This is a genomic window from Actinomycetes bacterium, from assembly GCA_035506535.1.
Lineage (GTDB): Bacteria > Actinomycetota > Actinomycetes > DATJPE01 > DATJPE01 > DATJPE01.
Window position 1 is genome coordinate 185,165 of record DATJPE010000063.1, and the last position, 23,603, is coordinate 208,767.

General features: G+C 71.3%; 23 protein-coding genes. 7 read left to right on the top strand and 16 right to left on the bottom strand.

Annotated elements, in window-relative coordinates:
• Positions 1 to 78 precede the first annotated feature (78 nt).
• Entirely contained in the window at positions 79 to 1,689 is a 1,611-nt protein-coding gene (locus VMI11_09505; protein HTY72643.1) for a sugar ABC transporter ATP-binding protein, read from the bottom strand.
• Positions 1,690 to 1,720: 31 nt separating this feature from the next.
• Positions 1,721 to 2,692 carry a substrate-binding domain-containing protein gene (locus tag VMI11_09510; GenBank protein HTY72644.1) on the bottom strand — a complete coding sequence of 324 codons (972 nt, stop codon included), beginning with the start codon at positions 2,690 to 2,692 and terminating at the stop codon, positions 1,721 to 1,723.
• On the opposite strand from VMI11_09510, the gene VMI11_09515 reads away from it, so the two are divergent.
• On the top strand, positions 2,655 to 3,014 hold the full coding sequence (locus VMI11_09515; protein HTY72645.1) for a hypothetical protein: 360 nt from the start codon (positions 2,655 to 2,657) through the stop codon (positions 3,012 to 3,014). The two genes, VMI11_09510 and VMI11_09515, sit on opposite strands and share 38 nt — an antisense overlap.
• Positions 3,015 to 3,059: 45 nt before the next feature.
• Here the strand turns inward: VMI11_09515 and VMI11_09520 are convergent, their stop codons facing one another.
• Both VMI11_09520 and VMI11_09525 read right to left on the bottom strand, forming a co-directional pair.
• Entirely contained in the window at positions 3,060 to 4,058 is a 999-nt protein-coding gene (locus tag VMI11_09520) for an ABC transporter permease (protein ID HTY72646.1), read from the bottom strand.
• Between the two features lie 35 nt (positions 4,059 to 4,093).
• Complete coding sequence (locus VMI11_09525; GenBank protein ID HTY72647.1) at positions 4,094 to 4,681, bottom strand: carboxymuconolactone decarboxylase family protein; 588 nt, start codon at positions 4,679 to 4,681, stop codon at positions 4,094 to 4,096.
• A 174-nt stretch (positions 4,682 to 4,855) separates the two neighbouring features.
• Here VMI11_09525 and VMI11_09530 point away from each other — a divergent pair, with 174 nt between their 5' ends.
• The gene (locus VMI11_09530) at positions 4,856 to 5,269 is read left to right on the top strand and encodes a cupin domain-containing protein (GenBank protein HTY72648.1); all 414 of its coding nucleotides are present in this window, start codon (positions 4,856 to 4,858) and stop codon (positions 5,267 to 5,269) included.
• A gap of 44 nt (positions 5,270 to 5,313) precedes the next feature.
• Here VMI11_09530 and VMI11_09535 read toward each other — a convergent pair whose 3' ends face one another.
• Genes VMI11_09535 through VMI11_09555 form a run of 5 tightly spaced genes read right to left on the bottom strand, consistent with a single transcriptional unit; the run spans position 5,314 to position 11,641 of the window.
• Positions 5,314 to 6,366, bottom strand: a complete 1,053-nt coding sequence (locus VMI11_09535; GenBank protein ID HTY72649.1) for an Ldh family oxidoreductase — start codon at positions 6,364 to 6,366, stop codon at positions 5,314 to 5,316.
• 19 nt (positions 6,367 to 6,385) lie between these two features.
• Positions 6,386 to 8,086, bottom strand: coding sequence for a thiamine pyrophosphate-dependent enzyme (locus VMI11_09540; protein ID HTY72650.1), 1,701 nt, complete (start codon positions 8,084 to 8,086; stop codon positions 6,386 to 6,388).
• Between the two features lie 4 nt (positions 8,087 to 8,090).
• Positions 8,091 to 8,957, bottom strand: a complete 867-nt coding sequence (locus tag VMI11_09545) for an amidohydrolase family protein (GenBank protein HTY72651.1) — start codon at positions 8,955 to 8,957, stop codon at positions 8,091 to 8,093.
• Between the two features lie 3 nt (positions 8,958 to 8,960).
• Complete coding sequence (gene lhgO, locus VMI11_09550) at positions 8,961 to 10,172, bottom strand: L-2-hydroxyglutarate oxidase (protein HTY72652.1); 1,212 nt, start codon at positions 10,170 to 10,172, stop codon at positions 8,961 to 8,963.
• Positions 10,169 to 11,641: an aldehyde dehydrogenase family protein gene (locus tag VMI11_09555; GenBank protein ID HTY72653.1), complete on the bottom strand. Its 1,473-nt coding sequence runs from the start codon at positions 11,639 to 11,641 to the stop codon at positions 10,169 to 10,171. The genes lhgO and VMI11_09555 overlap by 4 nt, the downstream gene beginning before the upstream one ends.
• Before the next feature lie 203 nt (positions 11,642 to 11,844).
• Between VMI11_09555 and VMI11_09560 the strand changes: the two genes are divergently transcribed.
• The 3 genes from VMI11_09560 (at position 11,845) to VMI11_09570 (ending at position 14,384) form a co-directional block, all read left to right on the top strand.
• Positions 11,845 to 12,153 (top strand): putative quinol monooxygenase, encoded by a 309-nt coding sequence (locus tag VMI11_09560; protein HTY72654.1) that lies wholly within the window; start codon positions 11,845 to 11,847, stop codon positions 12,151 to 12,153.
• A gap of 107 nt (positions 12,154 to 12,260) precedes the next feature.
• Positions 12,261 to 13,358: a cobalamin-independent methionine synthase II family protein gene (locus VMI11_09565; GenBank protein ID HTY72655.1), complete on the top strand. Its 1,098-nt coding sequence runs from the start codon at positions 12,261 to 12,263 to the stop codon at positions 13,356 to 13,358.
• 63 nt (positions 13,359 to 13,421) lie between these two features.
• Positions 13,422 to 14,384, top strand: a complete 963-nt coding sequence (locus VMI11_09570) for a LysR family transcriptional regulator (GenBank protein HTY72656.1) — start codon at positions 13,422 to 13,424, stop codon at positions 14,382 to 14,384.
• On the opposite strand, the gene VMI11_09575 is transcribed toward VMI11_09570, so the two are convergent.
• Genes VMI11_09575 through VMI11_09605 form a run of 7 tightly spaced genes read right to left on the bottom strand, consistent with a single transcriptional unit; the run spans position 14,368 to position 21,749 of the window.
• The gene (locus VMI11_09575) at positions 14,368 to 15,591 is read right to left on the bottom strand and encodes a VWA domain-containing protein (GenBank protein ID HTY72657.1); all 1,224 of its coding nucleotides are present in this window, start codon (positions 15,589 to 15,591) and stop codon (positions 14,368 to 14,370) included. The two genes, VMI11_09570 and VMI11_09575, sit on opposite strands and share 17 nt — an antisense overlap.
• Positions 15,588 to 16,484 carry a MoxR family ATPase gene (locus VMI11_09580; protein HTY72658.1) on the bottom strand — a complete coding sequence of 299 codons (897 nt, stop codon included), beginning with the start codon at positions 16,482 to 16,484 and terminating at the stop codon, positions 15,588 to 15,590. Before VMI11_09580 ends, VMI11_09575 begins: the two co-directional genes overlap by 4 nt.
• Positions 16,485 to 16,497: 13 nt before the next feature.
• Positions 16,498 to 17,082: a nucleotidyltransferase family protein gene (locus VMI11_09585; GenBank protein HTY72659.1), complete on the bottom strand. Its 585-nt coding sequence runs from the start codon at positions 17,080 to 17,082 to the stop codon at positions 16,498 to 16,500.
• Between the two features lie 2 nt (positions 17,083 to 17,084).
• The gene (locus tag VMI11_09590; protein ID HTY72660.1) at positions 17,085 to 17,993 is read right to left on the bottom strand and encodes an XdhC family protein; all 909 of its coding nucleotides are present in this window, start codon (positions 17,991 to 17,993) and stop codon (positions 17,085 to 17,087) included.
• Complete coding sequence (locus VMI11_09595; GenBank protein HTY72661.1) at positions 17,990 to 20,380, bottom strand: aerobic carbon-monoxide dehydrogenase large subunit; 2,391 nt, start codon at positions 20,378 to 20,380, stop codon at positions 17,990 to 17,992. The genes VMI11_09590 and VMI11_09595 overlap by 4 nt, the downstream gene beginning before the upstream one ends.
• Positions 20,377 to 20,868 (bottom strand): (2Fe-2S)-binding protein, encoded by a 492-nt coding sequence (locus VMI11_09600; protein ID HTY72662.1) that lies wholly within the window; start codon positions 20,866 to 20,868, stop codon positions 20,377 to 20,379. Before VMI11_09600 ends, VMI11_09595 begins: the two co-directional genes overlap by 4 nt.
• 2 nt (positions 20,869 to 20,870) lie before the next feature.
• A complete protein-coding gene (locus VMI11_09605; GenBank protein ID HTY72663.1) occupies positions 20,871 to 21,749 on the bottom strand; it encodes a xanthine dehydrogenase family protein subunit M in 879 nt (292 codons plus the stop codon).
• 207 nt (positions 21,750 to 21,956) lie between these two features.
• Between VMI11_09605 and VMI11_09610 the strand changes: the two genes are divergently transcribed.
• On the top strand, positions 21,957 to 22,529 hold the full coding sequence (locus VMI11_09610; protein HTY72664.1) for a cytochrome c oxidase assembly protein: 573 nt from the start codon (positions 21,957 to 21,959) through the stop codon (positions 22,527 to 22,529).
• A complete protein-coding gene (moaA, locus tag VMI11_09615; protein HTY72665.1) occupies positions 22,526 to 23,539 on the top strand; it encodes a GTP 3',8-cyclase MoaA in 1,014 nt (337 codons plus the stop codon). Before VMI11_09610 ends, moaA begins: the two co-directional genes overlap by 4 nt.
• The last annotated feature ends 64 nt before the right edge of the window (positions 23,540 to 23,603 follow it).

Consider the following 23,603-nt stretch of genomic DNA (forward strand, 5'->3'; position numbering starts at 1 on the left):
CGACCCGCACCCCGGGAGGGTCCCGGGCCGCCGGCCGTGGGCAGCAGGATAGGCGCGCTCGCGGGGGGCGAGGAGGTTTCAGCGGGCAACGTCGCCCGCGGAGGGGTCGTCCGGCGAGGATCCGGCGCGCGTCCCGGTGCCGGGCTCGAGGCCGAACGTGGCGTGCACGATGGCGTCCTGGTCGAGGTCGCCGGTGAGCTCTGCGCTGACCCGTCCGTCGCGGAACACCAGCACGCGGTCGCAGAGCACCGCGAGGTCAGCGGCGTCGACCGAGGCGACGACGATGGCGCATCCGCCCGCGGCCGCCTCGCGCAACGCGTCGATGATGTCGTGCCGGGCGCCGACGTCCACCGCCTGGGTCGGCTCGTGCAGGACCAGCAGCCGCGGCGACCCCGCCAGCCACTTGCCCAGCAGCACCTTCTGCTGGTTGCCGCCGCTCAGCGTTCCCACCAGGGCCTTGGGATCGGCCGGCTTGATGTCCAGCCGCGTGATCATCCGCTGGGCCTCGTCGGCCTGCCAGGCGGAGCCGATGCGCAGTCGGCTGCCTCGGCTGCGGACCCGCGGCAGGGTGAGGTTCTCGGCGACCGAGAGCTCGAGGGCCACCCCCTCCTCGACCCGGCGTTCCGGCACCAGTGCGACCCCGGCGTCGACGAACTCCTCGGTCGACCCGCGTCGCCGGTCGAGGGCCACCACGCGCCCGTCCACGCTGAGCCGACCGGCGAGGGCGCGCCGCGCGCCGCCGAGCGCGTGGGCCACCTCCTCGAAACCCGAGCCGAGCAGACCGGTCAGCCCGACGATCTCCCCCTGCCGAACCTGCAGGTCGAGGCCGCTCACCTGCCCGACGGCCAGGTGGTCGACCGTGGCGACGACCTCGGAGCCCGCATGGCTGTCGACGCGCCGATGGGTCACGAGGTGCCGGCCCAGCATCATGCGGGTGAGAGCCGTCTCGTCGACCTCTCGGGTGGGCACCCCGGACTCGACGACCTGGCCGTCGCGGAGCACGGTGACCCGGTCGGTCGACGCCACGACCTCCTCGAGCTGGTGGGAGATGAGCAGGACCGACGCGCCGCCGGCGAGGACCGACTCCACGATGGCGAAGAACCGCTCTCGGGCCGTCCGTCCGAGGGCGCGGGTCGACTCGTCGAAGATGATCATCCCGCCACCAGGGCGGTGGTCCTGCAGTGCCCGGGCGATCGCGACGGCCGCCCGGTCCTCCGCCGACAGCGACCCCACGGGCGCCTTGATGTCGAGCCGGCGCCCGAGGCGGGCCAGGACCGCCTCGACGGCCTCCTGCTCCTCGCGCCGGTTGATCCGGCGCGAGAAGCGGGCCGCGCGATAGCGCCCGAGCCGTACGTTCTCCCACACGGTCCGGTCGTCCACCAGCCCAAGGTTCTGGTGGACGACCGACACCCCCGCGGCCCGCGCGTCGAGCGGCTGGACCGGCAGTCTCAGTGCCTGACCGTCGACCTCGACCAGCGCGCCGGGGTCCGGCGTGTAGATGCCGGTCAGGATCTTCACGAGGGTCGACTTGCCGCATCCGTTCTGACCGACCAGTCCGTGGATCTCCCCCGGCGCGACCCGGAGATGGACGTCCCGCAGCACCCGAGCCGGACCGAAGGTCTTGGACAGGTGCGCCACGTGCAGGCGCTGCTCCGAGACCTCCGGCTCGACCTGCTGCGGGACGCTCACCGCGGACTCCGTGCCCTGACCCGACGCGTCGTCAGCTGACGCCCCAGAGAGTGGCGAAGGCGCTCTTGAACGAGGCGTCGCCGAACCACTCGCCGGACAGCTGGGCCGCTGGGGTGACCGAGATCGAGCCGATGTTGCTCTCGTCGAACAACCGGGACGGGATGGTCTCGGTGGTCGGACCGGTCTTGGTGGCCATCCGAAGCGCCTGGTCGGTCAGAGCCCAGCCCTCGTAGGCCTCGTCGGCGACGATCACGCACTTCACCACGGAGTTGGCCTTGAGCAGACCGAGACCGTTGGTGGTACCGGCACCCACCGCCAGAGACATGGTCGACGACTTGCCGGACTGCTGGATGCCCTGGATGGTCGGCTGCAGGCTGTCCTCGAACTCGGTGTAGTAGTACGTGGCGTCCGGGTTGGCGAGGATGTTGGAGCTGGTCGCCGACGCGAGGAGCGCGTTGGTCGTCGCCGTGATCGTCTTCACGGTGATCTTGCAGCCCGGGCAGTACGTCTTGTAGATCGACAGCGAGTCGGCGACGAACTTCATCGACGAGGGGTTGTCCGCCTCCTGGGCGATGATCGCGTTGGCCGCACCCTTCGAGTCGGCGATCATCCACCACGCGACCTGGCTCGGGAAGTCGGTCACACCGGGGACGTAGCTCACCGCGTTGCTGTTCGTGAAGCCGGCGGTCGGGTACTGGTCGCCCACGACGATCGGGATGCCCTTGGACTTGGCCGAGTCCAACGCGTTCTGCGCCATGCCGTAGGGGATCGCGTCGAGGACGATCGCCGCGGCGTTGGACGTGATGGCCTGCTGGACGCAGGCAGCCACGCCGCTCGGGTTCGCCTTGCCGTTACAGACCTGGAGCTTGAGCCCGGCCTTCTCCACGGCGCCCTTCATCGTGGCGGCCGCGACGGCGAACGTCGGGATCTGCTGGAGGAGCGGGATGTAGAAGATGGTGCGGCCCTTGAGGCTGGCGACGTTCGAGACCGGTGTCGTCGGCACGGGGTACTTGAGGGTCTTCGCCGACAGCTGGGCGACCTGCGCCTGCGCCTTGGCGACGCCGGCGGCCGCGCCGCCACCCGCGGACGCGGCGCTCGAGGCGCCGCTCGAGGCCGACGTACCCATCGAGGTGCTCGGGGCGGACGAGCTGGAGCTCGACCCCGAGCTGGAGGAGCTGCTGCAGGCGGCGAGCCCTAGCGCCGCGGCGGCGAGCAGGGCTACGCCGGAGAGGAGACTCGTGCGGCGCCGAGCGCCGGACCTGACCCGTCGATCGGTTGGTGCCATCGGGGACGGCGCTGTGGCCATGGAACGTGACCTCCTGTGAGCTGACATGGCTGACGTACGGCAGAGGACTTGGCGTGAAGCCGCGCTAGGTGGCGCGCTTGTGCAGAACGGTGGAGATCGTGACGGCGGCGATGAGGACGCCGCCGTAGAAGACCGGGGACACCCAGGCCTCGAGACCGAGGAGCTGCAGGCCGAGGATGCCGGTCTCCAGGAAGTAGATGCCGAGGAAGGTCCCGATCGGGTTGAAGCGACCGGGCTCGATGATGGCCGTGCTCAGGAAGACCGCGGCGAAGGTGGGGAGCAAGAAGCTGTCCGATGTGGTCGCGTTGTAGCCGCCGAGCGCGGCGACGGCGATGACCGCGCCCACGCCGCAGAGCAGGCTCGACACCACGAAGGAGCCGAACCGGATCCGGTCGACGCGCACGCCGGAGAGGCGGCTCACCTCGCGGCTGGCCCCGACGAAGCGCATGTGACGCCCCAGCGGGGTGTACGCGAGGACGTAGGCGAAGCCCGCGACCAGGATGACGCCGTAGTAGAAGGAGACGGGCAGCCCGCCCACGTCGTACAGGGCGATCTTGCCGAACCCGGTCGGCAGACCGCTGATCGTGTTGAGCGAGGAGATCCAGAGCGAGATGCCGAGCAGGAAGGTGCTCATGCCGAGCGTGACCACGATGGTGTTGACGCCGACCTTCACGACGAGGAAGGCGTTCACGAAGCCGACGGCGAGGGCCGAGGCGATCGCGGCGACCGACGCGGCCCAGACGTTCCAGTGGTGGTTGACCACGAGGACGGGCAGCACGGTCGCCGCCAGGCCGAAGACCGCGGGGACCGACAGGTCGACGAACTCCCCGACGCAGATGGTGCAGAGCAGCGCCATGGTCATGAAGACGAGTGGCTGCTGAGAGCTGAGGATGGTCTGCAGGCTCGCCTTGGTGAGGAAGAGCTTCGGTTCCACGACGCCGTAGAAGGCGATCATCAGGAGCCAGACGCCGATGACGGCGTAGCGACCGGCGAAGTGACGAAGTCCTTCGGACCTGGCGTGCGCGGTGGCGACGGGCTGCGGCTCCCGCCCCGCCTCGGGCATGGTCGACACCTGGTCGTCTCCTCGCGTGGTCGCCATCAGCCTGCCTCACGCTCCGAGTCGGGCACGACCTTCTGGTAGCCGCGGACGTCCGGGAACGGCGGTTCGCGGTCCGGCTGCAGGTCGACCTGGAAGGTGTTGAGGAGCATGCCGAGCATGCTGAAGTTGCCCAGGCACCCGATGGTGTCCACCAGCCCTTGCTCTCCGAACAGGTCCAGGGCCTCGCGGAAGGTCTCGTCGTCGACGAAGTGGTCACGCAGAACCCGGGTCGCGAACGCGTAGAACACCTGGTCCTCTCGGTTCGCGAACGTCGCCGGGCGGTTCGCGGCGATGTCCAGGACCGCTTGCTCCTCCACGCCCGCCGCGATCGCGCGTGCGACGTGTGCGTTCCAGGAGTACTGCGCGTCCCAGGCGCGAGCGGCCAGGAGAAGGCTCAGCTCCCGCAGCCGCTCCGGCAACGCGGACTCGAACCGGCAGTAGGCACCCAGCGCCTCGACGCGCTCGCAGAGCTCGGGGCTGCGCAGCCACACGAGGAACGGGCCGCGGGTTCCGCCGCGCCGGCTGGTGATGCGGGCGCTGATCTCCGCCTGACGTTCCGTCAGGTCGGTGAGAGCAGGGAGTCGCACAGTCCGGGGCCTTCCAGGTCGGTCACAAGTCGTGCGCTCGTAACCTTGAGGACACGCGGCGGCGATGTCCACGGTTTCGCGGTAACGACTGGCCCCCAGGACCGAAGCCATATCTTGCGCCGATTGCGCGCCCGCTCCGGGGAGAGGGGAACGGCCGCGACGTACGGTGTCCGCATGTCCGTCGTGAAGGCCGCCGATACTCGCCTGCTCGATCGCGGAGGGGGGGTGCAGACCCTCCCGCTCGTGACCCGGACGAGCGTGAGCGAGGACATCAAGGTGACGACCGGCATCAGCACGTACCCGCCCGGGACGGGCGCTCCGCTGCACACCCACAACTGCGACGAGCACGTGATCCTGCTGGAGGGAAGAGGCGAGGTCGAGGCGGCGGGCGTGGTGACGCCGCTGGTGCCCTACGACTCCACGTACGTCCTGGCCGGCATCGAGCACGCCTTCCGCAACACCGGTGACTCACCGATGGTGATCCTGTGGGTCTATCCCTCGGCGGTGGTGACGCGCACGTTCGTGGCCACCGGCGAGACCGTCGAGCACCTGTCCGCCGCGGACCTCATGGTCAGCGACAGCACCTGACCCCGCTCAGGCGTCTGGGCAACGCGCCTTCGCCCGTGCCCGGCTCACTCGATGGGGTCGGGTACGTCGATCCCGAGCGACGTCGCCGCGTCGGTGAGCTCCTTCCACACCTTGGGGCCGAGCGGCACGCCGGATGCCCGGCGCTGCTCCTCGGACCGGTCCCCACGCTCGCCGGGGACGAGGATCTCCCTCGTCTCGTCCTCGCGTGGCAGGCCCTTGATCGCGGCCACGGTGTCACCGACGATGGCCTGGAAGTCTCCCAGCGGCTGGAACGCGGACACATCGATCGCGAGGAGCGCACCGTTTTGCCGGTGCCGTCGGCCGGCCGGATCGTCGCTGTGGTAACGGCTCACGATGGGGTTGGCGACCAACCCGCTCGCGAGGAGCTCGAAGAGCAGGCTCATGCCCGACCCCTTCGCGCCTCCCACCGGCAGCGGGATCGCCGCCTCCGTCGGGTCGGTCGTCGGCCGGCCGTCCTTGGTCAGCGCGACCCCGGGCGCCAGCTCGGTGCCGCTCGCCTTGAGCTGGGCCAGCCGGCCGAGAGCGATGACCGCCGTCGCCATGTCCAGCAGCACCGGTCGCCCGGGTGAGGGCACCGCGATGGAGAGGGGGCTGGTCGCGACGCCGACCGCGCGGCTGCCGTGATAGGCCATCGTCGGCCCGCCCGCCACCAGGCCGAGACCGGCCATCCCGGCGTCGGCGATGTGCGTGGTGTAGTAGCCGATCGCGCCGGTGTGGACCGTCCCACGCACCGCGGCCCACGCCACCCCAGTCTCCGCCGCGGCCGTGACGACCTCGGCCGCCGCGCGAGTCATCGCGACCGGACCCGGGGCGGTGTGCGCGTCGACGAGCACGATCGCCGAGCGGAGACGACTCACCTCGATCTCGGCGTCCGGGGCGGAGTCCCCCTTGTCGAAGAGCTCGAGGTAGCGCGGGACCCGGGAGACGCCGTGCGAGTCGATGCCCCGCAGATTGGCCCACACGAGAGTGTCGGCGATGGTCTCGGCATCTGTGGGCTTGCACCCACGGGCCACGAAGACCTCGGTCACGAGGGTGCGGAGGCTCTGCGCGCGGACGAGGACCTTGGGGGCAGGCATCGGTGGGTTCTCCCAGTGCTCAGCGGGTGAGGTGGACTGACACGACGGCGGGCTGGCCGGCACGCGCGACCTCGACCGCCTCCTTGAGGGCCGAGGGCAGCTCGTGTGCGGTGTCGACGCGAACACCGTGAGCGCCGCAGGCGCGCGCGATCGCCGCCGGGTCCGGCTGGCCGTCGAGGGAGACGCCGAAGAACCTCCCCGTCGAGACGGCCGCGCCGTCGGGATATGACCGGACATGGTTGTGCCGCATGGACAGGTAGCTGCCGTTGGTGAAGACGACCACGAGAAGCGGCAGACCGAGCACGCGGGAGGCCATGAGCGCCTGGACGAACGGGTTGTACAGCAGTGAGCCGTCGCCGACGGTGAGGACGACCAGCCGCTCCCCGACGGCGAGCTTGACGCCGAGCGCCCATCCGCTGCCCTGGCCGAGTCCGCCCTGGACGTAGTAGTACCGTCCCGGCTGGTCCGCCATGAGGTGCTGGACGAGCAGGCGACTGTGCGTGATCGTCTCGTCGACGACCACCGCGTCCTCCGGCAGCGTCTCGCGCAGCGCAACCGCGAGCGCTACGGGGTCCACCGGCCCGTCGGGCCGACCGGCCGCCCGCTCCTCGGCTGCTCGGCGGTCACGTTCACGAGCCTCGTGGACTGCCACGGCAGCGGTACGGCGCTCCTCGACCACCCCGCTGTCGGGCACACCGATCTCCCGCAACCTCCTGGTGAGCGCGCCCAGCGTGAGCGCCGTGTCCCCGCGCACGTAGGCGTCGGCGTCGAGCACCTGGTAGGCGACGTGGGGTCGCTGGGGTACGTCGTCGACGACGAGCGTGCGGATCCCGTCGGGAACCGCGGACGGCGGGTACCAGGGAGCACGGCAGCTGAGGAGCACCACGAGGTCGGCGTCGGCGGCAGCGTCGGCCGCGTCCCCCCCACCGTGCAGGGGGTGACGGCGCGAGAAGTTCGCGCACACGGCGGACTGCGGCTCGACCACCGGTGCGCCAACCGTCTCGGCGAAGGCGAGCAGCGCCGCCCACTGGGCGGTCGTACGTCCGCCCGACTCGGTGACCACGACGGGCCGGCGGGCGGCGGCCAGCATCCGAACAGCGACGTCGAGGTCGGCCTCACTCGCGACAGTGGCCCCCACCGGGGGGACCCGACGGCCACCGCGTGGAGCCCACGGGGCGAGCAGCACCTCGACCGGAACGTTGACATAGACCGGGCCGGCGGGTGGTGCCGCGGCCAGCTCCGCCGCGCGTGTGACCATGCCGCGCACGACGGCGACGTCGGCGGCGGTGTTCGACCACTTCGTGAACGGGGCCGCCACTCCCTGGGGACCGCCGACCACGGAGAGGTTGCGATACCACTGCGACCCGGGGTCCGGTCCGGCTGCATCGCCATACCCGGTGGACTCACCGGAGCACACCACCATCGGCACTCCGGCGAGCAGCGCGCCGTGGATCGCGTTCGCCCCCTGCAACAGGCCGGCCGCGGCGTGCAGGAGGACCACCTGCGCGCGTCCGGTGACCAGGCCGTACCCGGTGGCCATGCCGACGGCGAGCGTCTCGTGCGTCAGGTCCAGGTACCGCGGACCGGGGATCGCGTCGCGCTCGGCGCGGGCCAGCGCCTCCCACACCGGCGCCCACTCAGAACCCGCCGAGGAGAAGACGTAGTCCGCGCCGAGGTCACGGCACGCCTGCAGGAGCGCCTCGCCGCCGTCCAGGCTCACCGGCTCACGCCTTGACCGGGATCGGCCAGTCGATGCACTCGCAGATCCCCCTTCCCATGATCCACTCGAGCTCCTCGGGAGTGAACGTGAAGTGCTTGGTGAACTGCTCGATGGTGTCGGTGTAGGTCAACCCGTGGCCCAGCAGTCGAGTGATGTCGGTGCCCCAGAAGCAGCGCCGTGCGCCCATCTTGTCGACCATCTCGCGGACGTACTTCTCGATGTTCAGGTTCGGGAAGGGCTGCGTCGAGTAGCCGGGGATCGCGGAGACCTTCACGTAGATGTTCGGGTGTCCGGCGAGGTCAGCGGTCTCGCTCACCCAGTAGCCGATCGCGTCGTCGACGCAGCGAGCCATGATCCCCATGTGGTCGATGATGATCCGCAACCCGGGGTGACGGTCGGCGATGGCGCCGAGCTCGGCCTTCCAGATCGGGGCATGGACCATGGTCGGGATGCCCAGCTCCTCCGCGACGGGCCAGTACCAGTCGTTGGTCCCGTCGATCATCCAGTTCCGGTCGATCGGGCGGTGGAAGGTCAGCCGGACGCCCTTGACGTGCGGGTTCTGGGCGAAGTCGTACAGCATCGCGGTGCCCTCGTCCGGCTTGTTCTGCGGGACCCGCGCCATCACGCCGAAGCGGTCCGGGTGGGCCTCACACGCCTCGAGGGCGTAGTCGATGCGGTCTCCCTCCCAGGACGGCGGGAGGATCAGCGCGCGGTCGACGCCTGCCTCGTCCATGAGCCGCAGGCACTCCTCGTAGCTGAACGCCTCCTCGCGGTGCCCGTTGAGGCGGATCCGCTCACGGGCGCCAGGGACCCAGGGACGGTCGGGAGTCTCCTCGCGCCAGATGTGCACCTGGGAGTCGACGATGAACACACTTCACCTTCCAATCGGGGTGGAACACATCTGGTCGACGACGTGCCGCGCGATCGCGAGGCATGCCGTCGCCGCGGGGGAGGGGGCGTTGCGGACCGCGAGGACGCCGTCCGTCCCGCTGAGGCGGAAGTCATCGACGAGGCTGCCGTCCGGGTCGACGGCCTGGGCACGTACGCCCGCCGGCGCACGGACGACGTGCTCCGCGCGAAGCCACGGCAGATACGTCCGCGCCTCTGCCAGGAAGGCTCGACGCGACAGGGAGCCGCGCAGCTCGCGGACACCCGTCCGCCAGTGCTGGCGCGCCAGCTTTCGCACACCCGGTGTGCGAAGCAGCTCGCGGATCTCGGCAGCGGATACGTCTCGCCGGCGGTACCCCTCGCGTGACAGCGCGAGCACCGCGTTCGGGCCGATGTCGACCTCGCCGTCGACGCGAGGCGTGACGTGCACGCCGAGGAACGGATAGGCCGGGTCGGGCACCGGGTAGATGAGATGGCGGACGCGACCGCGCACGTCCGGACGCAGGCGGAGGTACTCCCCGCGGAACGGCACGATCCGCGGGTCGGCCGGGTCGCCCGCCAGGGCGGCGACCCGGTCGCTCTGCAGGCCGGCGCAGATCACCAGCTGCCGCACCGTCCTGCTCGCGCCGGCCGCCTCGACGAGAACTCCGTCGGAGGTCCGGGTGATCGCCATCACCTCGGCCTCGGTGAGGACCTCGCCGCCGGCCGCCCGAACGTCCTCGGCGAGGGCACGAGCCACGGCGGGGTAGTCGACGATCGCGGTGGTCGGGGAGTACAGCGCGGCACGCCCCACGACCCCTGGCTCGCGCTCCGCGATCTGACGCTCCGAGAGCCACTCGAGACCCGGCACGCCGTTCGCCTCGCCGCGCCGTCGCAGCTCACGCAGTCGTGCGACCTCGGCCTCGTCGCGGGCCACGATCAGCTTCCCGATCTCGTCGTAGGCGATGCCTCGAGTCGCGCAGTAAGCCTTGAGCTCCGTGGCCCCCTCTCGGCACAGCCGCGCCTTGAGGCTCCCCGGCTCGTAGTAAACCCCCGCGTGGACGACGCCGGAGTTGTGGCCGGTCTGATGACGGCCGACATCCGGCTCCTTCTCCAGGACCACGACCCGCGAACCCGGACGTGACTCGACGAGCCGAGCCGCGATCCCCAGCCCGACGATGCCCGCGCCGACCACACCGACGTCGGCCCCCCCGGTCACCACTCGTGCCTCACCGCCGCCGTCTTCAGGCGGGTGTAGAAGCGCAGCCCGCTCGTGCCCTGCTCCTTGAACGGCGACCCCGAGTCGCGGAACCCGCCGAAGGGGTGGTGGACGTCCCAGCCGGCCGTAGGCAGGTTGACCGCAACCTGCCCCACGTCGACCCGCTCGACGAACGACGCCGATGCGGTGAGGCTTGTCGTGAACACGGCGGCCGCGAGGCCGTACGCCGAGTCGTTGACCAGGGCCACTGCCTCGTCCAGACCGTGGCAGGTAGCGACGGCGAGCACTGGGCCGAAGACCTCCTCGCGCCAGAGCCGCATGTCGGGCGTCACCCCGTCGACCACGGTCGGCTCGACGAAACAGCCATGAGCCAGGAGCTCGTCAGTGGGGGTCCGGCCGCCGTGGACGACGCGCGCGCCGGCGTCGCGGGCGGTCACGACATGCTCCAGCGCGGTCCTCTGCTGAGCCTTGCTGACCACCGGACCCATCGTCGTGCGCGGGTCTCGGCCCGGCCCGACGACGATGCGCGAGACCCGGTCGAGGAGCAGTTCCATGAACGCGTCGGCGACCGAGGCGTCGACGACCAAGCGGCTCGTCGCGGTGCAGCGCTGCCCACTCTGCGCGAACGCGGCCGACGTGACGACGCTCGCCGCCAGCTCGAGGTCGGCGTCGGCGAGGACCACGGAGGCGTTCTTGCCGCCGGTCTCCGACTGCAGCCGTACGCCGGTGCCGGCGAGCCGGCCCTCGAGCAGCCGCCCGACCGGCGTCGATCCGGTGAAGGTCACCGCGGCCACCCGGGGATCGAGGAGCAGGGCGTCGGACAGGACACGGCTGCTGCCGGTGACGGTCCCCAGGACGCCGGGGGGCAGGCCCGCGTCGCGCAGCACCTGCGCAAGGCGCAGCGTGATGAGTGGCGACTCCTCCGACGGCTTGATCACGACGGCGTTGCCCGCCGCCAACGCGGGTGCGAGCTTGCGCGCCGGCGTCAGCAGCGGGTCGTTCCACGGCGTGATCGCCAGGACGACGCCAACCGGCTCAACGCGGACCTCCGTACGCGTGCCGGGGCGCGCGTCCGCCAGCAGCTCGCCCTGGGGCAGGCGCGCGAGCGATGCGTAGAAGTCGAAGAAGTCGGCCGTCTTCGCGACCTCGACCCCGGCCTCTGCGAGGGTCTTGCCCATCTCGCTCACGATCAGCCCGGCGAGGTCCTGCTGGTCGCGTCGCAGCAGGTGCGCCGCACGCTGCAGGACAGTGGCTCGGTCGAGCGGACCGGTCGCTCGCCAGACCTCGAGCCCGGCCGCGGCCGCCTGGTACGCCGCACCGACGTCCTCGGGGGTCATCGAAGGGACTCGGCCGACGACGATCCGCAGATCCGCGGGGTCCCTGACCTCCAGCGGGTCGCCCCCGGAGCCCTGCACCCACGCGTCAGCGAGCAAGTTGCCGAACACCGGCGCTTCAGCGGAGGTCGACACTCGGCTCCTCCTTCGCGCGTCCGGGCTCCGACGATTCGTCGCCGACCGGGCCGATGCTAGGTGGGAGGTCGGCCCCCGACATCCGCGAAAGCCGCAACCTTTGGTGTACGTCCGACCGCGCCGACGACGCGCCGCCCGGGCACCCACGAAGGGCGTGAGCGACCACACTGTGGTGCCTGCCATAGCAAGGCGAGGAGGTCGCGGTGGCGTTCACGGTGGTCGCGCAGTACCGGGTGGTGCCGGAGGAGGTCCAGACGGTCCACGAAGCGCTGCGGCAGATGCTCGAACCGACGAGGGCGGAGCCGGGCTGCCGGTCCTACCAGGTCTACGTCGACCCCTCCGACGAGCTGCGCGTGGTGCTCGTCGAGACCTACGCCGACGAGGCGGCGTTCCAGGCGCACCTGGCATCCCCTCACTTCGAACGCTGGCTGCGCGGCACGGTCCTGCCCCGGCTCACCGAGCGCACGCGTTGGGACCTGATCCCGCTCGATACCTCGGACGGCGAAGCCTAAGGATTCGAAGCCCGTCATCCGCGCACCGTCGACGTGGGGCGTCGGCGCACTACGGTCACGCACGTCCGTCCGGCTGTGGTCGGACCTGACCGACCTTGGGGGTTGGCGTGCCGCTTCGAACCGAGCACGTCGGCAGCCTGCTCCGACCGGCGTCCCTCATCGAGGCCCGGCACCGCTTCGCCGACGGCGCCATCGGACGGGAGGAGCTGACCGCCGCCGAGGACAGCGCGATCGTCGAGGCTCTGCGTGCCCAGGAGCAGACGGGGATCGACGTCGTCACGGACGGGGAGTTTCGCCGCGAGGAGTTCCGAGCCGGGTTCGCGGCCGCCGTGTCCGGCCTCGAGGAGGAGGAGTTCGACCTGCCGTGGCGGGGCCCCGAGGGGCGGGTCATGCTGCGTTCGCGGCGTTGGCGCGTCGTCGGGAACGTCACCCGCGTCGAGGACATCGCGCTGGGCGAGGCCGGCTTCCTCGCGGAGCACACCGGGCGGCCGTACAAGATCACCCTGCCGTCGCCGGCCTTCCTGGCCGACCGCTTCGTCATCGAGGGCGGGCCCTATGCCACGACCGCCGACCTGGCCCAAGCCTTCCAGGCGATCATGGCCGATGAGATCAGCCGGCTGGTGTCTGCCGGGGTCTCCTACGTGCAGATCGACAACCCGGGCTACGGGGTGTTCCTGGACGCGGATGCCCGCGCTCGCATGGCCGCGGGGGGACGCGATCCGCAGGCCGCCTTCCGCGCCATGCTCGCCGCCGACACGGCGCTGCTCTCCTCCATCCCACGCGACGAGGCGACCACGGTCGCGCTGCACGTCTGCCGGGGGAACAACGCGAGCCACTGGATGAACGAGGGCGGCTACGACCCCGTCGCCGAGGAGTTGTTCGCCACCTTGCCCGTGGACCGGCTGCTCCTCGAGTTCGACGACGAGCGCTCAGGCGGATTCTCCTGCCTGGCCCACGTCCCCAAGGGCCGCGTCGCCGTCCTCGGGCTCATCAGCACGAAGGTCGCGGAGGTGGAGTCCCCCGAGCGGCTGATGCGGCGGCTGGACGACGCGGCCGCGTCCATCGATCCCGACCAGCTGGCGATCAGCCCGCAGTGCGGCTTCGCCACCCACGCCGAGGGCGCCAACCTCCTCTCTGTCGAGCAGCAGTACGCCAAGCTCGCCGTGGCGGCCGAGACGGCTCGGCGGTGGTTCGCCGACGGGTAGCCCGCTCGCGCGGCCGGGACGGGCGCCGCGGGCTACATTGGCTCGAAGAGCCAAGGGAGTTCGGTGACACCCAGCCAGTTGCGCGCGTACTCGGCGGTCGCCAGGCACGGCTCGGTCAAGGAGGCTGCGGCCGAGCTCGGCGTGACCGAGGCAGCCGTCTCGCTGCACGTCGGCCAGCTGCGCCGCGAGTTCTCCGACCCACTGTTCGCGCGTACCGCGTCGGGACTCGCGTTCACGCCGGGTGGCCTGCGACTCGCGAGCCGCGCCGCGGAGATGCTCGGGCTGCAGGACCAGACGATCCGCGAGGTCAACCAGGCCGGCATGGGCCGGCGCCTGCTCCGGGTCGCAGCCACGAGCCTGTTCGCCGAGCACTCCGCTCCCGGACTCATCGAGCTGTTCGTCCGACGCGCTGCCGACATCGACGTGGAGCTCAGCGTGCGCAGCCCCACCTCCTTCGCCGCCCTGCTCGGCTCGCGCGCCGTCGACGTCGCGATCGGACCCGAGGTGGTCGGACCCGCGAGCGGGCTGGTGTCGAGGCCGTTCCTGCACTACCAGGTGGTCGCCGTCGTCGGTGCCGGGCACCCGCTCGCGGGCGCGGGGGAGGAGGTTCCCTCGCCCGCGCTGCGCGACCAGGTGTGGCTGCTCGGCCCGTCCGCGGTCACCCCGGAGGGCGCCGTTCCCCGCCTGCTGCGCACGCTCAACGTGCCCGAGACGCGGCAGCGGATCTTCCAGAGCCACGCAGCGGCGCTCGAGGAGGCCAAACGCGGAACGGGGGTGGCGCTGGCTCTCTCCTTCGCGGTCTCGGGGGACGTCGCGAACGGGCGCCTCGTGCTCCTTCGCTGCCCGGAGCTGCCCGCCGAGGGCGTCTGGTCGACGACGACGCTGCCCGACCACTCGGTCGTCCCCGCCGCTTCCGAGCTGACGAGGTTCGTCTCCACCCCACGGGCCATCCAGGCCATGCTCGCCGGGACCGGGGTCAACGTCGGCCACTTCCGTCCGTCGATCCACGTCACGCTCTGGCAGTGACCGACCCGGTTGGGGGCGCTCGCCCATCCGAGACGACCGCGATGGCGTCGACCAGGGCTCTCAGGGTGTGGGCAGGGAGCAACCGGTCGCAGTACGGCAGGGCCGCGGCCATCGCACCGACGCGAGGCTCGAAGCCCTCGGCACCGGCGCGGGGGTTCAGCCAGAACACGCGGTACGCCCTTCGTCGCAGCCGCGCCATCACCCGGTCCAGCTGCTCGGGCGGGTCGCTGTCCCACCCGTCGGAGGCGATCACGACGACCGCTCCCCTGAGCAGGTCGCCGTGACGCGACCGCAGCAAGGTGGTCAGGTTGCTCGCGATGCGAGTGCCCCCGAACCGGTCGGTCACCACGGCGCCGGCTCTCTCGAGCGCCACGTCGACCGACCGGTGGGCCAGCACCGGGGTCAGCCGCGAGAGCTCGGTGGCAAAGGCGAACACCTCGGCGTCGCTCGCCTGGACGGCTGCTCGCATGAGGTGCAGGTAGGACGTCGCATAGGCCTCCATCGACCGGCTCACGTCGCAGACGAGCACGAGGCGCCGGGGTCGTCGACGGTGCGCCGAGCGCACCAGCACAGCCGGCTCCCACCCCGTCCGCCTGGCTCGCCCGAGCGTGCGGCGTAGGTCGACGTACGGTCCGCCGGTCCGTGGCTCGAGCCGACGGCTCCGCCTCGTCGGCCAGCGGGAGAAGGCTTGTTCCAGCCACTCGCCCAAGCGCGCCAGGTCGGCGGGGTCGAGGGCGTCGAAGGGTTGGTCGGCGATCGCCGAGAGCTCGCTGGGCAGCCGCTGCGGCAGCGCAACCCCCTCGTCCTCGGCCTCGACCGCCGTCTGGAGGGCCGGCAGCGTGGCCCACGGCAGGGCGCTGCCCTGCTCGGGGCCGCCGTCGGTCCCGCGCACCGGGGCGAGTCGTTCGTCGTCCGCCGCCGCGCTCGGCGCGCCACGGGCGCTCGACCCGGGCCGGCCGACGTCGAGCTCGACAGCCTCGAAGACCAGCCGATAGAGCTCGTCCCAGATCGGGATCTCGCAGGCCCGGTGCACCAGGCACAGCCGGCCGACCCAGTAGACGTCGAGCGGCTCCTCGAGAGGGGAGCGCTCCAGCGCCGCGGCGAACACCGCGGCGTCGCCCGTGGTCGCGCTCGCCCCGCGGCGGCGCAGGCGGTCGGTGAGCCCGATCGCGAACGAGGCCCGGTCGACGCCGGAGAGGACGCTCACCGGCCCGCGTTCTCCTCAGCGTTGAGGTCGTCCAGCGCGGCCGTGATCGCGGCTCGGTCGTCAGGGGTCTTGGCCAGCGTGCCCAGGGTGTCGACGACGTCCTCGCGCACGAGCTCGGAGACACCGAGTGCCGCCAGGGCCCCCAGCCAGTCGATGGTCTCTGCCATCCCCGGTGCCTTGTCGAGTTCCAGTGAGCGGACCCGCCCCACGAACTGCGCCGCGTCTCGGATCAGGGGTTCGGCGGCCCCGGGGACCGTGCGTCGGAGGATCTCCACCGCGCGTGCCGGTTCGGGGAACTCGATCCAGTGGTACAGACAGCGGCGGCGCAGCGCGTCGTGCAGCTCGCGGCTGCGGTTGGAGGTCAGGACGACGTACGGCGGGCGGGCGGCGGTGAACGTCCCCAGCTCCGGGACGGTCACCGCCGCCTCGCCGAGGAACTCGAACAGCAGGGCCTCGAACTCGTCGTCGGCCCGGTCGACCTCGTCGATCAGCAGGACCGGCGGCAGGGCGCCGGCGTCTCGGATGGCCTGCAGGATCGGCCGCTCCTGGAGGAACTCCTCGACGAACAGGTCCGAGCCGTGCGGAGTCTCCGCGCGTGCCTCGGCGATGCGGATGGCCAGCAGCTGACGCTGGTAGTTCCACTCGTACAGCGCCTCGGCGACGGTGAGGCCCTCATAGCACTGCAACCGGATGAAGCGCGTGCCCAGGGCGCTGGCGAGCGCCTTGGCGGCGGCCGTCTTGCCGACGCCTGGCTCACCCTCGAGCAGCAGCGGCCTGCCCAGTCGCAGGGCGAGGAAGATCGCGGTCGCCAGGCCGCGGTCGACGAGGTAGTCGACCGCGTCGAGGCGGCGTTGGACGTCGGCCGCGTCGACGGGCAGGGGTGCGGTGGCGATGGGGGCTCTCCCGTCACTGGGTGGACAGCAGTCTCGCGTAGTCGTCCCACGTGTCCACGTCGAGGGGCACGGGGGAGTCCACGTCCTGCTCGACGACGCGGTGTCGACCGGACTCGAGCAGCCGCCACACGCCCTTGTCGCCATGCAGCTCGGCGAGGTCGCCGAAGACCTCACGGGCCAGCCACAGGGGGTGGCCGCGGCCGTCGACGTAGCGGCACACACCCATCGGCGCCGAGGCGGCGAACACACGCTCCAGCAGCTCGAGCACGACGGAGGCCCGCACCCCTGGCTGGTCCCCGAGCAGCAGCACGAGCCCGTCGGCCCGGTCGTCCACCACGGGCAGCGCCGCGCGCACCGAGGACGCGCACCCGGTGCGGTGGTCGGGGTTGTCCACCACGACCAGGCCCGAGAGGTCGACGCCGCCCCGGACGAGCGGCGCGTCTCCGCCGAGCGCGACGACCAGCTGGTCGAACTCGCAGGCCCGAGCCGTGGCGAGAGTGGTCCCCAGCACGGTGCCCCCACGGTAGGGGAGCAGCTGCTTGGGGGCGCCGAGTCGGCTCGACGACCCGGCGGCGAGCACCAGCCCCGTGACGAACACGCTCAGGCCAGGCCGACCTGCGCGGCGTACCGGTCGCGGCAGGAGCGGCCGCAGAACCAGTGCTCGACGCCGCCGACCACCAGGCTGGGGGTGTCCGGGCCGATGAGCACCGTCATGCCGCAGATCGGGTCCGTGGTGGTCGTCGGCACGGCCTGCTCGTGGCCGGTGGGCGTCACGCCTCCGGCCCGCCTGGCCTGGACGACGGCGGCGAGGATCGACAACGCGATCTCCGCTGGGGTCCGAGCCCCGATGGGCACGCCCACGGGTGAGTGGACGAGCGCACGTTCCTCCTCGGCGAGGCCCATCGCGTCGAGGACCGCGCCGCCGCGCTTTCGGCTGGCGACCAGTCCCACGAACCCGACGCCCGCATCGAGCGCCGCGCGGACGGCCATGGCCTCGTCGTGGCCGTGAGTGGAGATGACGACGGCCACAGTTCCGCCGCGTGGCGACGCTCCCGCCGCCGCTCTCGCCACGTCGAACCCCAGGACCTCCGCCAAGGCGACCACGGCCTGCGCGATGGGTGTGTCCCCGACCACCTGCAGCACGTCGGCGGGCGGCCTCGGTTCGAGGAAGATCTCCAAGGCGCCTCCCGACAGGCACGGGTTCACCACGACGTGCGCCCCCGGGGTCCGCGGGAAGGCGCCGAGGTCGTCGGGGAGGACCCGCAGGAGGACTGGCTCCCCCGACCTGAGCGAGTCGACCGCGGCGACCCGGACCGACTCCTCCGCGCACTCCCCGCCGACGAAGCCCTCGATGGTGCCGTCCGACAACACGATCGCCCGGTCACCGGCCCGGGTGGCCGTGGGCGCCTGTGCCCGGACGACGGTCGCGAGGACGTACGGCGTGCGGCTGCGGACCAGCTCGCCGACCCGACGGGCCAGGCGTTCGTCGATCTGCTTCTCGAGGCTCACACCGGCGGCCGGGCCCTTCCCTGCATCGCCTCCCAGACGCGGGACGGCGTCAACGGCATGTCGGCGTGGCGGACGCCGAAGGGCTTCAACGCGTCGACCACGGCGTTGACGATGGCGGGCGGCGACCCGACCGTCGCCGATTCGCCGATTCCCTTGGCCCCGATCGGATGGTGCGGGGACGGGGTCACCGTGTGGTCGGTCTCCCAGTCCGGCACCTCGAGCGCCGTGGGGATCAGGTAGTCCATCAGCGAGGCGGACAGGCAGTTCCCGTCCTCGTCGAAGGCGATCCACTCCATCAACGCCATGCCCACGCCGTCGGTGAGGCCGCCGTGCACCTGACCCTCGATGATCATCGGATTGATCCGAGTACCGCAGTCGTCGACAGCGAGGAAGCGGCGCACGGTGACCTGCGCCGTTCCCGGATCGATGTCGACGACGCAGACGTACGCGCCGTAGGGGTAGGTGAGGTTCGAGGGGTTGTAGCAGATCTGTGCCTCGAGCCCGCCCTCCACACCGTCCGGGAGGTCGCCGGCACCGTGCGCCCGCATCGCGATCTCCTGGATCGTCACCGACTTGGACGGGTCGCCCTTCACCCGGAAGGAGCCCTTCTCCCACTCCAGGTCCGCCACCGAGACCTCCAGCATCCCCGAGGCGATGATCTGGGCCTTGTCCCGCACCTTGCGCGACACCAGGGCGGCGGCCGCACCGGAGACGGGCGTCGAGCGGCTGCCGTACGTCCCCAGGCCGAACGGCGTGTTGTCGGTGTCGCCGTGGACGACGTCGATGTCGGCCGGCGGGATCCCGAGCTCCTCGGCCACGATCTGGGCGAAGGTCGTCTCGTGGCCCTGGCCCTGGGTCTGCACCGACAGGCGCACGACCGCCTTGCCGGTCGGGTGGACCCGAAGCTCGCAGCCGTCGGCCATGCCGAGCCCGAGGATGTCCATGTTCTTGCGCGGACCGGCCCCGACGGCCTCGGTGAAGAACGCGACGCCGATGCCCATGATCTCCCCGCGAGCGCGCTTCTCGGCCTGCTCGCGGCGCAGCTCCTCGTAACCGATGTCGGCCATGGCGAGGCGCATCGTCGTCTCGTAGTCCCCGGAGTCGTAGACCCAGCCGGTCTTCGTCGTGTACGGGAACTGCTCCGGGCGGATGAGGTTCTTGAGCCGCAGCTCGGCAGGGTCCATCTGCAGCTCGTCGGCGAGACAGTCGACGAGCCGCTCCACGAAGTAGACCGCCTCGGTGATGCGGAAGGAGCAGGCGTAGGCCACTCCTCCGGGTGCCTTGTTCGTGTAGACGGCGGTCATCTTGCAGTAGGCGGCCTCGAGGTCGTAGCTGCCCGTGAAGACACCGAAGAACCCGGCCGGGTACTTCACCGGGGCCGCGGTCCCGTTGAAGGCCCCGTGGTCGGCCAGCACATGGGAGCGGATCGCGAGGATCCTGCCCTCGCGGGTCGCCGCGATCTCGCCGCGCATGATGTAGTCGCGCGCGAATCCCGTGCTGATGAGGTTCTCGTAGCGGTCCTCCATCCACTTCACGGGCTTCCCCGTGACGATCGAGGAGACGATGGCGCAGACGTAGCCCGGGTAGATCGGCACCTTGTTGCCGAAGCCGCCGCCGATGTCGGGGGAGATCACGCGGATCTTGTGCTCGGGCAGGCCGGCGACGAGCGCGTAGACCGTGCGGTGCGCGTGTGGCGCCTGCGACGTGGAGTACAGCGTGAGCTTCCCGTTGACCTTGTCGAAGTCGGCCACCGCACCGCAGGTCTCCATCGGCGCGGGGTGCACCCGCGGATAGACGATGTCCTGGGTCACGATGACCTCGGCCTTGGCGAAGACCGCATCCGTCGCCGCCGCGTCGCCGGTCTCCCAGTCGAAGCAGTGGTTGTCCGTCTTGCCCTCGCGGTCGTCGCGGATGACGGGGGCGTCCGGGTCGAGCGCGTGGCGCGCGTCGATGACCGGGGGCAGGGTGTCGTACTCGACGTCGATGAGCTCGAGCGCATCACGAGCGGAGTAGCGGTCCTCCGCGACGACGACGGCGACCTCCTGGCCCTGGAAGCGCACCTTGTCCGTGGCCAGCACGGCTTGGACGTCGTTGGACAGGGTCGGCATCCACGCCAACCCGAGCCCGGCCAGCGTCTCGCCGGTGATGACCGCCTTGACCTTCGGGTGCGCGGCCGCCGCCGTGGTGTCGATGCTCACGATCCGGGCGTGCGCGACCGGCGAGCGCAGGATCGCCATGTGCAGCATGCCCGGCAGCTGCACGTCGTCGCAGTAGTGACCCTTGCCGCGGATGAAGCGCGGGTCCTCCTTGCGCAGCATCCGGCCGTAGCCGACGGGGTGCTCGTCGTTGTTGACGAAGCCTTCGGGACGAGATTCGGTGACGGTCATGACGCGCTCCCCACCTGCTCCGCGGCCATGGCTTCCTTGGCGGCGGCCCACCTGATCGAGCGGATGATCGTCGAGTATCCGGTGCACCGGCAGATCTGGCCGGAGATGGCCTCGCGGATCTCCTCCTCCGACGGGTCGGGGTTGCGGTCGAGCAGGGCGCGCGCGGTCATCATCATCCCCGGCGTACAGAACCCGCACTGCAGACCATGGCACTCCATGAAGCCTTGCTGCACGGCATCGAGGCCGGCTGCCGTCTCCAGCCCCTCGACCGTGCGCACCTCGTGGCCGCTGGCCATGGCAGCGAGGACGGTGCACGACTTCACCGGCTCGCGGTCCAGCCAGACCACGCACGTGCCGCAGTTGCTCGTGTCGCAGCCCCAGTGGGTCCCGGTGAGACCGAGATGGTCGCGCAGGAAGTGCACGAGGAGCAGCCGCCCCTCGATGTCGGCGGTGACCGGTTCGCCGTTGACCGTCATCGAGACCTGCATGCTCAGACGTCCTCTCCGTTGATCCTGGCCACTGCCCGGCGCAGGGTGCGGCGGGTGAGCTCGTCGGCCAGGTGTCGCTTGTACTCCTCGCTGCCGCGCATGTCGGCCACCGGGCTGCAGCTTCGCGCCGCGATCGCGCCCGCCTGCTCGTACAGCTCCTCCGAGGGCTGCTGGCCCCGAAGCAGCTCGGAGATCCCCGGGATGGCCGTCGTGTTGGGCCCGACCGCCGCCAGCCCCACGCGTGCGTCGGTGATCTCGCCGCCGTCCATCCAGACGGCCGCGCCCGCGGACACCACCGCCCAGTCCCCGGCCCGGCGCTCGACCTTCTCGTAGGCGCTGGAACCGTTCGGCCGGATCGGGATGCGCACCTCGGTGAGGATCTCGTCGTCACCGACGGCGGTCTCGTACGGCCCGCGGTGGAAGTCCTCCATCGTCACGACCCGCACCCCGGAGCTGCCCACGATCACGCAGCTGGCGTCAAGGGTCGTGCACACGGCCGAAAGGTCCTCGGAGGGGTCGGCCTGGCACAACGAGCCGCCGATGGTGCCGCGGTTGCGGACCACGGGATCGGCGATCACCCGCTCCGCGTCGTGGAAGATCGGGAAGATACGGCCGAGCTCCGCCGACTCGAGCAGCTCGCGGTGCCGGGTCATCGCCCCGACCCTGACCTGGGTCGCCTCGACCGTGATCCCGCCGAGCTCGTCGTGCAGGTCGTTGATGTCGATCAGGTACTCGAAGTTGGCCAGCCTCAGCTTCATCATCGGCAAGAGGCTGTGGCCGCCGGCCACGAGACGGGCCGAGCTGCCGAGCCGTTCGAGGAGACCGATCGCCTCCTGGACACTGCTGGCTCGCTGGTACTCGAACGGCGCAGGCACCTGCATGACGACCTCACTTCGCCGCGAAGGACCGCAGACGTGCGCAGTATCCGTCCGCCCGTCGCTTCGGTGTCAACGGCACCTAAGCGAACGCTTAGGGTCGCTGGACATCGGCGTCGCTCCTACCGACGATGCGGATGTGCCAGCGTCGGTCGACACCGCGGATCACCAAGCCGGACAAGGGTTCCGATGGCTTGCTGCGTGATCGTGCTGATGCTCGCCCGACGGCTCGGGAACGCCGCAAGTGCGGTGCCTGGACGCCTCTCGAGCCGCACCTGCGTCGGCCCCCTTTCGGCGGCGAGGACCGGATGTGGGCGTCGACTGGGCAGCGGTCCCCACCCCCTGGGCGGGGGACACTGTCGCGCGCGTCGCTTTGGTGCTCGAGGTCGCGACCTCACGCCGCTGTTCCGGCTCAGCGAGGTCCAGCCGGTGTTCCACGAGTTCGTCCACGTGTGCTTGCTCGCCTGCGGGCTGATGTTCTGGGTCCCCGTGCTCGGCCAGGACCCCGCGACCAGGCGTCCGCGCTATCACCGCGGGCTGGCGATGGTCGCGATTGGTGTGCCGGTCTACGCGGCCATAGCGTGGGGGATGTGGGCCGAGGGGCAGTTCGTCAGCCCTGATCACTCCTTGTCCGACATCCACCTGGGAGCAGTGGCGATGGTCGTCGGTGGCGCCGCCCTGTCGCTCGCCGGCGCCGCCGTCGCGATGGTGCAGGAGCTCCACCACCGCCGGCTGGTCCGGTCGCGCGCGACCCGGCGCGCCACAAACGTGGTGGCGGCCGCATGAGCGCCACACGGGACGCCTTCGGGCGTCGGCTCGGCGACCTTCGGCTGTCGGTCACCGACCGGTGCAACCTGCGGTGCACGTACTGCATGCCGCGGGAGCTCTTCGGCGCCAACCACGAGTTCCTGCCTCGTCAGGAGATCCTCAGCTACGAGGAGTTCGCCCGGCTGGTGTCGGTGTTCGCCGGGCTCGGCGTAGGCAAGGTACGGCTCACCGGCGGCGAGCCACTTCTGCGCCGCGACGTCGAGACGCTCGTGACCGCCGTCGCCCGCACTCCCGGCATCACCGATGTGGCGATGACGACCAACGGCACCCTCCTCGCCGCCCGCGCCGCCTCGCTGCGCGACGCCGGGCTCGACCGGCTGACCGTGAGCCTCGACAGCGTCGACCCGGACACCTTCGCCTCGATGGCGGACACCCGCGTGGCGCTCCAGACCGTCCTCGACGGCATCGACGCCGCGGTTGCGGCCGGCTTCGCGCCGGTGAAGCTCAACGCCGTGGTGCGCCGGGGGGTCAACGACGCGGGGATCCTCGACCTGGTGCGCTACGCCCGGGACGGCCGGCACGTGCTGCGCCTCATCGAGTACATGGACGTCGGGGCGACCAACGGCTGGGTGCTCGACGACGTCGTGCCCGCCGAGGAGATCTTGCGCCGGATCGACGAGGTGTACCCCCTGCGGGCGCTGGCCCCTGCCCGCCCCGGAGAGGTGGCCAAGCGCTGGGCGTACGCCGACGGCGGCGGCGAGATCGGACTGATCACCTCGGTGAGCCGGCCCTTCTGCGGGGACTGCACCCGCGCGCGAATCACCTCGACCGGCGAGCTGTTCACCTGCCTGTTCGCCTCCCGTGGGACCGATCTGCGGGCCTTGCTGCGGGGCGGGGCGACCGATGAGGACCTTCGCCAGGCGATCCGGCGGGTCTGGGCCTCCCGCGACGACCGCTATTCCGAGCTGCGGCACCAGCTGACCCCCGCCCACCCGGCGCGCGCCGAGATGTCCTACCTCGGCGGCTGACCCGCCGCCTCGGCAAGCCCTGCCTCGCGGGTGCCGGTTGAGGACCAAGGTCCCGGTGTCGCGG